This is a genomic window from Thauera sp. 63 (assembly GCF_000310165.2).
GTDB lineage: Bacteria > Pseudomonadota > Gammaproteobacteria > Burkholderiales > Rhodocyclaceae > Thauera > Thauera humireducens.
In genome coordinates, this window is sequence record NZ_AMXC01000006.1 from 157182 (window position 1) to 169459 (window position 12278).

The 12278-nt window shown below is 66.6% G+C and carries 11 protein-coding genes; 10 read left to right on the forward strand and 1 reads right to left on the reverse strand.

Annotated features, from left to right (window positions below; translation table 11 throughout):
- Nucleotides 1-23: 23 nt before the first annotated feature.
- From C664_RS07925 to C664_RS07960, 8 genes are all read left to right on the forward strand, one after another.
- A complete protein-coding gene (locus C664_RS07925) occupies nt 24-1643 on the forward strand; it encodes a GMC family oxidoreductase (protein WP_004256978.1) in 1620 nt (539 codons plus the stop codon).
- Nucleotides 1644-1783: 140 nt separating this feature from the next.
- Nucleotides 1784-2191: a RidA family protein gene (locus C664_RS07930; RefSeq protein WP_004256980.1), complete on the forward strand. Its 408-nt coding sequence runs from the start codon at nt 1784-1786 to the stop codon at nt 2189-2191.
- Nucleotides 2192-2317: 126 nt separating this feature from the next.
- Complete coding sequence (locus C664_RS07935; RefSeq protein WP_232435080.1) at nt 2318-3103, forward strand: SDR family oxidoreductase; 786 nt, start codon at nt 2318-2320, stop codon at nt 3101-3103.
- Nucleotides 3104-3114: 11 nt separating this feature from the next.
- Nucleotides 3115-3576 carry a MaoC family dehydratase gene (locus C664_RS07940; protein WP_004256984.1) on the forward strand — a complete coding sequence of 154 codons (462 nt, stop codon included), beginning with the start codon at nt 3115-3117 and terminating at the stop codon, nt 3574-3576.
- Between the two features lie 57 nt (nt 3577-3633).
- The gene (locus C664_RS07945) at nt 3634-4836 is read left to right on the forward strand and encodes an acetyl-CoA C-acyltransferase (RefSeq protein WP_004256985.1); all 1203 of its coding nucleotides are present in this window, start codon (nt 3634-3636) and stop codon (nt 4834-4836) included.
- On the forward strand, nt 4836-5960 hold the full coding sequence (locus tag C664_RS07950; RefSeq protein ID WP_004256987.1) for an acyl-CoA dehydrogenase family protein: 1125 nt from the start codon (nt 4836-4838) through the stop codon (nt 5958-5960). The genes C664_RS07945 and C664_RS07950 overlap by 1 nt, the downstream gene beginning before the upstream one ends.
- A gap of 24 nt (nt 5961-5984) precedes the next feature.
- Entirely contained in the window at nt 5985-7142 is a 1158-nt protein-coding gene (locus C664_RS07955) for an acyl-CoA dehydrogenase family protein (protein ID WP_038011240.1), read from the forward strand.
- A 78-nt stretch (nt 7143-7220) separates the two neighbouring features.
- Nucleotides 7221-7904 (forward strand): EthD domain-containing protein, encoded by a 684-nt coding sequence (locus C664_RS07960; protein WP_004256990.1) that lies wholly within the window; start codon nt 7221-7223, stop codon nt 7902-7904.
- Nucleotides 7905-7982: 78 nt separating this feature from the next.
- On the opposite strand, the gene C664_RS07965 is transcribed toward C664_RS07960, so the two are convergent.
- Nucleotides 7983-9089 carry a Rieske 2Fe-2S domain-containing protein gene (locus C664_RS07965; RefSeq protein ID WP_004256993.1) on the reverse strand — a complete coding sequence of 369 codons (1107 nt, stop codon included), beginning with the start codon at nt 9087-9089 and terminating at the stop codon, nt 7983-7985.
- A 249-nt stretch (nt 9090-9338) separates the two neighbouring features.
- Here C664_RS07965 and C664_RS07970 point away from each other — a divergent pair, with 249 nt between their 5' ends.
- Both C664_RS07970 and C664_RS07975 read left to right on the forward strand, forming a co-directional pair.
- On the forward strand, nt 9339-10412 hold the full coding sequence (locus tag C664_RS07970) for an MBL fold metallo-hydrolase (protein WP_004256997.1): 1074 nt from the start codon (nt 9339-9341) through the stop codon (nt 10410-10412).
- A 16-nt stretch (nt 10413-10428) separates the two neighbouring features.
- Nucleotides 10429-12129, forward strand: coding sequence for a class I adenylate-forming enzyme family protein (locus C664_RS07975; RefSeq protein WP_004257000.1), 1701 nt, complete (start codon nt 10429-10431; stop codon nt 12127-12129).
- Nucleotides 12130-12278: the final 149 nt, after the last annotated feature.

A 12278-nucleotide genomic window follows, 5' to 3' on the forward strand; every position in this document is an offset into this window, starting at 1 on the left:
GAACAAGGCAGGCATATCCAACCATGTCCATTCGTGACGAGTACGACTTCATCGTTATCGGAGCGGGTTCCGCGGGCTGCGTGCTCGCCAATCGGCTTTCTGCGAACCCGGAGAACAAGGTCCTTCTGCTGGAGGCCGGTGGTCCCGACAAAAGCCCGCTGATTCACATGCCCGCAGGCTTCTTTCCGATGCTGAAGGGCGGAATGTTCAGCTGGCACTATGAAACGGCGCCGCAGAAGCATCTGAATGATCGCGTGCTGGCCGACGCGCGCGGCAAGGTGCTGGGCGGCAGCAGCTCAATCAATGGGATGTGTTACAGCCGCGGGGCACCCGAGATCTTCGATCTGTGGGCGAGCCAGGGCAATGCGGGCTGGTCTTACGCCGAGGTGCTGCCTTATTTCAAGCGCGCGGAGGGCAACGAGCACGGTGAAACTCCTTTTCATGGTGGTGACGGTCCGCTGCCGGTGACGCAGGCGCGTATCAAGAACCCGGCCCAGCGAGCCTGGATAGCTGCGGCGCTGCAGGCAGGGCATCCCTACAGCGACGACCACAATGGCGCCAAGCCAGAGGGCTTCGGGCCGTCCGACCGAACCATCAAGGGGGGGCGCCGCATCAGCACAGCCGTGGCTTATCTGAAACCCATCCGGCGACGGCCCAATCTGCGCATCGAGACGCATGCGCACGTCACCAGGCTGTTGTTTGACGGCTCGCGGGTTGTCGGCGCCGAGTATCGCCAGTCGTCCGGCGTCCGGAAGGCATATGCAGCCAGGGAGGTGATTTCCAGTGCGGGCACTTTCCAGTCCGCGCAGTTGCTGATGCTGTCGGGCATCGGCGATGCGGACCATCTGCGTTCGTTGGGAATAGCGCCTGTCGCTGATCTGAAGGGGGTGGGACAGAATCTTCATGATCACGTCGGCAGTTCGGTGCAGGTGACCTGCCCCTTGCCGGTGACCGATTACAAGCTCGTCACCAGCAACGTCGCAAAAGCCAGGGCAGGCTTGCAGTATCTCTTCACCCGCCGAGGTCCGCTGGCGGGTAACAGCACCGATGCCGTGGCCTATCTGCGTTCGGGGGCTGCGGGCCATGACGAGCTCGATCTCAAGTTCTATCTGTTGCCGCTCCTCACCGGCATCGATGGAAGGTTGCCCAAGGAGCACGGCGTGACCAACCTGGTCATCCTGACCCGGCCGGAGAGTCGCGGGCAGCTGCGTTTGAGGTCAGCGGATCCGATGGACAAGCCCATCATCGACGCCAATTACCTTGCTGATCCGCGCGATCGCGAGGTGCTCAGGCGTGGCGTCAGGATTGCCCGCGAGATCTTCGCGCAGTCTGCCTATGCGCAATATCGCGGGCGCGAGTATCTCCCCGGAGCGCACTGCAAGAGCGATGCGGATCTCGACGAATTCTTCCGCAACACCTGCAATGTCAATTACGAAGCGGTTGGCACCTGCAGGATGGGCAACGACGCACTTGCGGTCGTCGATGACACGCTGCGCGTTCGCGGTGTCGATGGGCTCCGGGTCGTCGACGGGTCGGTCATGCCCAGGATCACGACGGGTGACCCGAGTGCGACGATCATCATGATCGCCGAGAAGGCGGCAGACCTGATCCTCGGCAGCGCCCAAGGTGGACCTGCGGTCTGATGCCATCGCCCACCCGTTCGTGACGTTCCGGTAACAGGCAGGCGACAGGGCAAGCGTGCTTGCCCGCGCCGAGCATTCCCTCGCGGGCGAATCCTGCCGCGCATTCCACCTTGCATTTCAATCCAGAAAGAGGAAAGAAGATGTCCATTCGACACATCAATCCAGAAGGGCTGCTCAAGTTCGATCAACTGACGCAAGTGGTCGTGACCGAGGCTTCGCGCATGGCGTTCATCGCTGGCCAGTCGGCGATGAACGAGCGGTTCGAGCTCGTCGGTGGCGACGACTGCTTTGCCCAATCTGTCCAGGCGCTCCGCAACCTCCGCACCGCGGTCGAGGCGGCGGGTTCATCGGTCGATCGGGTGGTCAGCAGCACCGTCTATCTGAAGAACCTGACCCCGGCCGTGGGGGAGCAATTCATGCGGGCGCTGGGCGTCGCGCTCGATGGCGTGCCGTTTCCGCCCCATGCGTTCTCGATGGTCGGTGTGCAATCCCTCGCCAGTCCGGACATTCTGGTGGAGATCTCGGCTGTCGCAGTGGTCGATGCCTGATTGTCCTCGGCGCGCTTGCCATCAGGCGCGCCGCGAAATCCCGTCGGGCACCGTCCGTTTTGACGATGCTGCCCGCCGGCGCCCCCCCTATAAATGACGGCATCACCACCCTTCGAGGTTCACGCCGTGAAAGAAGCGCCTTCCTACGTTCCCGGTCACCAGTTGCTCGCTGGCAAATCCGTCCTGATCACTGCAGCGGCCGGCGCCGGCATCGGCTTTGCCGCCGCGCGCAAGTGCGCCGAGGAGGGCTGCCGCGCGCTGATGATCTCCGACATTCATCCGCGCCGCCTGGAAGAGGCGGTCGCCAAGCTCAAGGCCGACACCGGGCTGCAGAACGTCTGGGGTCAGCTGTGCAACGTCACCAATGAAGAGGAAGTGCAGGCCCTGGTCGCCGCGGCCGAGGACAAGCTCGGCGGCGTCGACGTGCTGATCAACAACGCCGGTCTGGGCGGCGAGAAGCGCGTCACCGAGATGACTGACGACGAGTGGAGCCGGGTGCTCGACATCACGCTGACCGGCACCTTCCGCATGACGCGCGCGATGCTGCCGCACATGGAGAAGCGTGGTCGCGGCGCGATTGTGAACAACGCCTCGGTGCTGGGCTGGCGTGCACAGAAGGGCCAGGCCCACTACGCCGCGGCCAAGGCCGGCGTGATGGCGCTGACGCGCTGCTCTGCGGTGGAGGCGGCCGAGCACGGCGTGCGCATCAACGCGGTGTCGCCGTCGATCGCGCTGCACGAGTTCCTGAAGAAGGCGTCGAGCGAGGAGCTGCTCGCCCAGCTCGCCAGCCGCGAGGCCTTCGGCCGTGCCGCTGAGGTGTGGGAGGTGGCCAACGTGATGGTCTTCCTCGCCAGCGACTATGCGTCGTACATGACCGGCGAAGTGCTGTCGGTCAGTTCGCAGCACGCTTGAGGGACGCGGCCATGACCATGGTTTTCTCCAGCGCCGAGCAGCTGGTTGCAGCCGAAGGACAGGACCTGGGCACGACCGACTGGATCGAGATTCGCCAGGACCGCATCGACCAGTTTGCCGATGCCACCGACGACCACCAGTGGATCCACGTCGACCCCGAGCGCGCCAAGGACGGGCCGTTTGGCGCCTGCATCGCGCACGGCTACCTGACGCTGGCGCTCGCCAACCTGTTCCTGCCGCAGCTGATCCGCGCCGACAACCTGAAGATGGGCGTGAACGTCGGCTGCGACCGCGTGCGCTTTCCGGCGCCGGTCAAGGTCGGTTCGCGCATCCGCGGCCGCGGCGAGATCCTCAAGGTCGAGCGCATCAAGGACGCGGTGCAATCCACCGTGCGCGTGACCATCGAGATCGAGGGCAGCGAGCGCCCGGGCTGCGTGGTCGACACCATCAGCCGCTACACCTTCAACGACTGAGCGCAGCGCGCCCGTCATTTCCGTCCCGACATCCGAACTGCCAGAGAGAACATCGCCATGACCGAAGCCGTCATCGTTTCCACCGCGCGCACTGCGCTCACCAAGTCCTTCCGCGGCTCCTTCAACGACACCGAGGCGCCGGTGCTGGGCGGCCATGTGGTGCGCGCCGTCGTCGAGCGTGCCGGCATCGAGCCGGCAGCGGTCGAGGACGTGATCATGGGCGCCGCCGTGCAGCAGGGCACCCAGGCCTACAACATCGGCCGCCTGTGCGCCTACACCGGCGGCCTGCCGGACACGGTGCCGGGCATGGCGCTCGACCGCATGTGCGCCTCGGGCCTGATGACGATCGGCGTCGCCGCCAAGAACATCCTGGCCGGCGAGATGAAGATCGCAGTGGCGGGCGGCGTCGAGTCCCTGTCGCTGACCCAGACCAAGCACAAGAACACCTACCGCGCGCAGTCCGAAGCGGTGAAGGCGATCGTGCCCGCGGCCTACATCCCGATGCTGGAGACGGCCGAGATCGTGTCGGCGCGCTACGGCATCTCGCGCGCCGCGCAGGACGAGTTCTCGCTGCAGAGCCAGCAGCGTACCGCCGCCGCGCAGGCCGCCGGCCTGTTCGACGCCGAGATCGTGCCGCTGGCGGCGCGGAAGCTGGTGTTCGACAAGGAAGGCAAGCCGGTCGGCCACGAGGACGTGATCGCCACGCGCGACGAGTGCAACCGCGCCTCGACCACGCTGGCGGATCTCGCCAAGCTGAATCCGGTGGTGAAGGACGGCCAGTGGGTGAAGCAGGGCGAGTTCGTCACCGCCGGCAACGCCTCGCAGCTGTCGGACGGCGCCTCGGCGGCGCTGGTGATGAGCCGTGACGAGGCCGAGCGCCGCGGCATCGCGCCGCTGGGCGCATATCGCGGCATCGCGGTGGCCGGCTGCGCACCGGACGAGATGGGCATCGGCCCGGTGTTCGCCATCCCCAAGCTGCTCGAGCGCTTCAACCTCAAGGTCGGTGACATCGGCCTGTGGGAGATCAACGAGGCCTTTGCCTGCCAGGTGCTGTACAGCCGCGACAAGCTCGGCATCCCCAACGACCGCCTGAACGTGAACGGCGGCGCCATCGCCATCGGCCACCCCTTCGGCATGTCGGGCGCGCGCATGGTGGGCCACGCGCTGATCGAGGGCCGTCGCCGTGGCGTGCGCTACGTGGTGGTGTCGATGTGCATCGGCGGCGGCATGGGCGCGGCGGGCCTGTTCGAGGTGCTGTGATGAAGCTGTCCGACGAACAGCGTGCGCTGCAGGAAACGGCGGCCGACTTTCTCGCCGCCCATACCAATGCGCGCAAGGAAACGGATGCCGACGCTGAGCTGTGGTCGCGCATCGTCGAGCTCGGCTGGGCGGCGGTGCAAGTGCCGGAAGACCTCGACGGCCTCGGCCTGGGGCCGGTCGAGCTGGTGCTGCTGATGGAGGAGATGGGCCGGCGCCTCGCGCGCACGCCCTTCCTGGCCAACGTGGTGCTGGCGCAGACCGCGCTGCTGCAGGCTGCCAGCGCGGAGGCGCAGCAGCGCGCGCTGGCGGCGCTGGCCTATGGCGAGCGCACCGCCACGCTGATCCTTGGCCGGGGCCTGGACGCGGAGCCGGCGTCGCTGACCGTCAAGGCGCGTCGCGACGGCGAAGGCTGGGTTTTGGCCGGCGAGGCCGCGCAGGTGCTCGACGACGGGCTGCTGACCCACGCCTACGTGGCGGCACGCATCGAGGAGGCGCCGGGCGTTGGGCTGTTCGAGCTGGCGGTGGACGCCGCCGGGCTGTCGCGCACGCCGCTCGAGGTGTGGGACCTCACTCGGCCGCAGGCGCGCTGGTGCTTCGATGAAGTCCGGCTGACGGCCGATGCGCGTGTCGATGATCCGGCGCGGGTGCTGGCCGGCCTGGCGCGCACCCGCGTGCTGGCGACGCTGCAACTGGCGGCGGAGCAGGTCGGCGGCGCGGCGCAGTGCCTGCAGCTGGCCGTCGATTACACCAAGGAGCGCGTGCAGTTCGGCAAGCCGGTGGCGAGCTTCCAGGCGGTCAAGCACCGTGTGGCCGAGATGATGGTGCGCATGGAAACCGCGCGTTCCACCGTGCTCGGCGTGGCGGCCCGGGTGGCGCAGGGTGCGCAGGGGAACGGACTCGACGACGCCGCGCTGGCGGCGGAGATCGCTGCCGCGCGCGTGCAGGCCAGCGAGGCCTATCGCTACTGCGCGCAGGAAGCCATCCAGCTCCACGGCGGGGTGGGCTTCACCTGGGAATACGACCCGCAGATGCACTTCAAGCGCGCGCAGTGGGCGAGCCAGTGGTTCGGCCCCACCCGCGACTGGCGCGAGGCGCTCGCCGCCCATCTGCTCGACGCCGCCTGACAGGACCGACAAGGACCGATGAGCATGAACGAACAGGAATTTCGCCAGGAGGTCGCCGACTGGATGGCGACCCATCTGGTCGGCCGCTTCGCCTGCCTGAAGCACCGCGGCGGCCCCGGCGACGAGGAAGCCTTCCCGGCGCTGCGCAAGGAATGGGAGCAGGAACTGGCCGCCGGCGGCTGGGTCGGCCTGGGCTGGCCCAAGGCGCACGGCGGGCGCGACCTGCCGCTGGCGCTGCAGCTCGCCTTCCACGAGGAATACGTGCGCGCGGGCGGACCGGGCCGCATCGGCCATATCGGCGAGACGCTGATGGCGCCGACGCTGATCGCGCTCGGCACGCCCGAGCAGCAGCGCCGCTTCCTGCCGGGCATCCGCGCGGGGCGTGAATACTGGGCGCAGGGCTACTCCGAGCCGGGTGCCGGTTCCGACCTCGCCGCCATCACCACGCGCTGCTGGCAGGACGAGGACGGCCGCTGGCGGCTGCAGGGGCAGAAGGTGTGGACCTCGCTCGCGCACGAATCCGAATGGATCTTCGTCGTCGCGCGTAGCACGCCGGGTTCGGTGGGGCGCGAGGGGCTGTCCTTCCTGCTGGTGCCGCTCGACCAGCCCGGCATCGAGATCCACCCCATCCGCCAGATGACCGGCGAGGCCGAGTTCAATTCGGTGTTCTTCGATGGCGCGGTGACCGAGGCCGACTGCATCGTCGGCAAGCCGGGCGAGGGCTGGAAGGTGGCGATGGCGCTGCTCGGCTTCGAGCGCGGCGTGTCGACCCTCGGCCAGCAGATGCACTTCATCCACGAGCTGCAGCTGGTGATCGATGTTGCCCGCGCCAACGGCGCGGCGCGCGACCCGGCGATCCGCCAGCGCATCGCCGACGCCTGGGTGGGCCTGCAGGGCCTGCGCTACAACGGCCTGCGCATGCTGGAAGAAGACACCGGCTCGACCAAGGTCCGGCCCGAGGCGCTGATCTACAAGTACGCGTGGTCTAACTGGCACCGCGAGCTCGGCCAGCTGGCGATGGACGTGATCGGCGTGGCGGGCGACGTGCGCTCGGACGACGACGCGGTGCGCCGCCTGCAGCAGGTGTTCTTCTTCTCGCGCGCCGACACCATCTACGCCGGCACCAACGAGATCCAGCTCAACATCATCGCCGAGCGTGGCTTGGGCATGCCGCGCGGCTGAGCGGGACGCCGTCCTGTCAACAATCTGCGGCCGCATGACTTCGGAAGGGTCGTGCGGCCGTTTTCATTCGGAGTGTCGATGCATATTGAAGAACGCTGGAAGATGATCTACCTGGCCAGGCGTAACCCCGCGCTGGCTCCCGAGGACTTTCCGCAGGCCTGGCGCGAGCACTCTGCGCTTGGCCGGGAGTGCCGCAACGTTCAGGACAAGGTGCTGGGCGTGCGCCAGTGCTCGCGTGTGCTGGATCGGCCGGGCGTTCCGCAGGGCGCGAGCGCAGAATACGACGGCGTAAACCTGCTTTCGCTGCGCGACCGTCAGGCCGCGGACGACATCTGGAGCGACGATGAGACGCTGAGGATCATGCGGCCCGACGAACCGCGGGTGTTCTCGACCTATGTCCGCGACTTCACGCTGGTCGCGAGCGAGACGGTGCTGGTCGATGGGGAAGAGACTGGTGTGTGCGTGGTGCTTTTCCTGCGCGGGCGTGCCGGGGGAGTGAAGTCCCTGAGTCGCGCTGACATCGAGCCCGGTTCGCCGTGGGCTGCGGCCGCGCGTCTGGTATGGAACACGGTCTCAGGCGAATGTCCCCCGGGATACGAGTACGACGCCATCGTCGAGGCCTGGTTCGCTTCAGCAGACGTGATTGCCGAGGCATTCGGCAGCGGATCGGTGTGGGCGCAGCTTCCGGGCCAACTCACGGGGGAGGTCGATGCCGCACGTTCGGTGTGCGTACTGACCCATGTGACGCATCGCCGCCCTTAGCAGCCTTCGGTCGGCGAAAGGAAAAAGGGCCCGTCATGTGACGGGCCCCAGGATGCCAAGGCGAACTGCAGGAAGGGGTCAGGCGACCGCTTCAGGTTCGGTGTAGGGCGCGATGCCCTTCGGCACGTAGTAGCCCTCGCACTGCTCGAGGTACTCGTTCTTCTTCGCGCGCGGGTTGTAGAACTGCTTGTACCAGATGCGGGCCTTCATGAACGGGCCGTCGCTCGGGATGAAGAGGCCGTTCAGGCAGGCCGCCTTGTGCGACCAGACCTCGAAGTCCTGGGCGAAGGCGGTGAGTGCCATCTCCTGGTAGTGGCGTGCAGCCACCATGTCGGTGTGGGTCGCGACCTTGCTGCCGCTCGGCGACTTCACCAGCAGCGCATGCCAGACCTTGATCGTGCCGTCTTCGACCGGCGTGTTGCAGATCATCATCACTGCGTCGTACAGGCCGGTGAGGTGCGAGATCAGCACGCCCGGGCCGTGGTAGATGGTGATGGTGTGCAGGATCGGGCTGACGCCGTCCTCACCGACCAGGGTGCGGTGCGGTCCGCACTGGCGCTGGATCGCGTTGTGGCCCTTGAACTCGTTCTCGTACTTGAGCACGGTCGAGCCGTGGATCGGGCTCAGGTGGCCGTAGTCGCAGATGTTGTCGATGACTTCCTGCGGGTGCTGGTTGAGGATGCCGAGGTGGTCGAATTTCCAGTGCACCCAGGCCGGGTCATTCCACTCCTTGAGGCTGGGGTGGTCCCATTCCGGCTCGCCGCCTTCGGGGTCGTGCCACACCCAGATCGCGCCCAGGCTCTCGACAACCGGCCAGGACTTGACCTTGGCTGCGGCCGGGATCTGGCCCTCGTGGTAGGGGATGTGATCGCACTTGCCGTCGTCGCCAAAACGCCAGCCGTGGTACGGGCAGCGAATGCCGTCGCCCTCAACGTTCGTGCCGCCGCCGTCGAGCACGACGTAGGAGGTCTTGTTGGGTGCGGCGAGATGGGTCTTCATGTGCGGACAGTAGGCGTCGAGCAGCACGACCTTGCCGCTCTCGCGACCGCGGTAGAGCGCGAAGTCCTGACCGAAGAAGCGCACCGCGAGCGGCTTGTGGGTGTCCAGTTCGGACGCCTCGGCAATCATGAACCAACCGCGCGGGAAGGTGTATTCACCAAGGCGATAGTCTTTCGTTGTGGCCATGCGGGCCTCCTCTTCGTTGTAATCCAGTCTGCATTCCGCCGGGCCTGCGCCAACCGTAGGCCCGAAGCCGCGAACTTGATCGATTCTGTCCAGCTGACATGGACTGCACATCCTCTGTTTGGACGATGGTGGGCCAATGCTCAGGGGCGCAGCGGGAAGGGAGGCGGGTATCGTCCTTTTGGACGTGTCGGTCTGCAGCGCCCCCGCCTAATGTGAGGCAAAGACAACAACGACAATGACGGAGACACCATGGTCGAAATCGTGCAATCCCCTGCAGAGGCGGCTGCCAGCGACACGGAACATATCGCGTTTCCGTTCACGCCGCCGCGGCCCGACGGTGAACTGGTCGAGCTGGCACAGGGTGTTTTCTGGGCGCGCATGCCGATGCCGATGCAGCTCGATCACATCAACGTCTATCTGCTGCGCGACGTTGATGGATGGTTCATCGTCGACACCGGCCTCAATCTGCCGACCTCCCGCACGCTGTGGGAGACGATCGTCGAGCGTCATTTCGACGGCCTGCCGTTGAAGGGCCTGATCTGCACGCATTTCCACTACGACCACGCCGGCCTGTCGGCGTGGCTGACCGAGCGCTTTGATGCGCCGCTGTACATGACGCATGGCGAGTACTTCACCATGCGCACGCTCGCCGGGCCGCTGCCCGAGCCGCTGCCCGATTCCATGCTCACGTTCTACCTGCGCGCGGGCATGCCTCGCGAGCGCGTGGAGGAGATGTTCGCCAAGCTGCGCCGCGACCCCTTCATGCCGCCGCAACCGCGCGCGTTCACCCGGCTGCGCGAAGGGCAGGCGCTGCACATCGCCGGTCGTGACTGGCGGGTGGTGATCGGCGAGGGCCATTCGCCCGAGCATGCCTGCCTGTATTGCGATTCGGACCGACTGCTGATCGCAGGCGACCAGTTGTTGCCGCGCATTACCTCCAACGTCCTGGTCTCCGACATCGAGCCCGAGGCGAACCCGCTCAAGCTCTGGCTCGACTCACTCGACCGTCTCGCCACGCTCGCGCCCGATACCCTGGTCCTGCCCTCGCACGAGCGGGTGTTCCGCGGTCTGCTGCCGCGAGTGGCGGAGCTGCATGCGCACCACGCCCTGCAATTCGATATCGTACGCGGCCACCTGCGCGAGGCCGGCAGCGCCACGGCATTCGAGACCAAGGGCAAACTCTTCCCGCGCGTGCTCAACGCCGTCGAGGACATGATGGCGCTCGGCGAGACCATCGCCCATCTGTCCTTCCTGCGCTACGCGGGCGAGGTTCGCCGCGTGCTGGATGACGACGGACTTTACCGTTTCAGCCTTGCAAACTGATCTTCAGGAGTATTCGATGTCCCCGCTTTCCGAACTGGCCCACAAGGTTCGTGCCCAACTGACGGCGCCTGGCGCGCCCTTCGAGACGGTCGAGGCCGAGGTTGACGGACGCACCGTGCGCGTTTACCGCAACGCCTTCCCCAATGTGCCCGCGCTGATCGCGAGTGCGCGCGCACACGGCGCCAAGCCCTTCATCCGTTACCAGGGCGAGACCTGGACCTTCGACCGCTTCTTCGCAGAGGCGGACGCGATTGCCGCTCAGCTTCGCACCTGGGGCGTACAGCCCGGCGAGCGGGTCGCGATCGCGATGCGAAACCGTCCCGAGTGGGCAGTGGTATTCGCGGCTGCCGCACTGATCGGCGCGGTGCCGGCGCCGCTCAACAGCTTCGGTCTCGGCGAGGAGCTGCATGCGGCAATCGACGACGTCGAGCCGCGCGTGTTTGCCTGCGACGCCGAGCGCCTGGCGCGCATCGAGGGCGACACCCGGGTCGAGGGCTGCCGCATCCTCTGCGTCGGTGATGGGACCCTGCCGGCCGGTGTCGCTGACTATCGTGCGCTGGTGAGCCAGCCTGCAGAACCTGCAGCGGCGCCTGCGCTTGGTCCGGATGATCCAGCCCTGATCCTGTTCACCTCCGGGGCGACCAGCCGTGCGAAGGGCGTGCTGTCCTCGCAGCGCGCCGTTTGCCAGGCCCTGTTCAACATCGACTTCATCGGTGCGCTGTCCGGCATGACCTCGCCCGAGGCGGTTGCGGCGCTGATGGCGAAGGGCCTGCCGCCGACCACGCTCACCGCGGTTCCGCTGTTCCACGTCAGCGGTTTGCACGCGCAGCTGCTGAATTCGCTGCGCAACGGGCGGCAGTTGGTGTTCTTGACGCGCTGGGATCCGGCGCAGGCGATTGAGGTAATCCGCGATGAGCGCATCACCCAGTTCAACGGCGCGCCCTCGATGGTAATGCAGCTTCTGGCACAACCGGGCTTCGACGATCCGGCACAGACGGGAACCCTCGCCGGCCTGGGCTTCGGTGGTGCAGGCCTGCCGCAGCGGCTGATCGACGAGGTCATGCGCCGGCGGCCGAACTCGCTCTCCGGCATCGGCTTCGGTCTGACCGAAACCAATGGCGTGGGCGCCGCGTCATCCGGCGCGCTGTTCGCCTACAAACCGCGCAGCTCGGGCCTGACTTCGCCGATCGTCGAGGTGCGGATTGCCGACGCCGATGGGCAGCCACTGCCGACGTGCGAGGCGGGTGAGATCTGGTTGCGCGGCGTCACGGTAATGCAGGGCTACTGGCGCAACCCGGACGCCACCGCCGCGGCGATGCACGACGGCTGGTTCCGCACCGGCGACGTCGGCTATGTGGACGACGAGGGCTTTCTGTTCATCGTCGACCGAATCAAGGATGTCATCAATCGCTGTGGCGAGAAGATCGCCGCGGCCGAGGTCGAATCGTGCCTGCTGCACGTGTCCGACGTGCTCGAGGCCGCCGTATTCGCAGTGCCCGACGAAGAGACGGGCGAGGCCGTCGCCGCGGTGGTGTCGGTGCGCGAGGGCAGTGGCCTGGATGCACAGGCCTTGCGTGCTCATGTGGGCGCACACCTTGCCGCCTATAAGGTGCCGGCCGTCATCCAGGTGCTCACCGACGCCTTGCCGCGCAACCCGGCTGGCAAGCTGCTGAAGGGGCAATTGCGCAGCGCCTTTATCGCGACCACGCAGGCCTGAAAAATTCGCCTCGTGGACGCGATTTAGTCCCATCGGACGATGTAGCGGGTGACCCGAAAACAAAACAATGCAAACGGGTGCAGAAGCGGCGGTATGGAGAGATGGACGCCCTGCATCCGGTTTGCTGTATCAATCGGGATACACAAAAA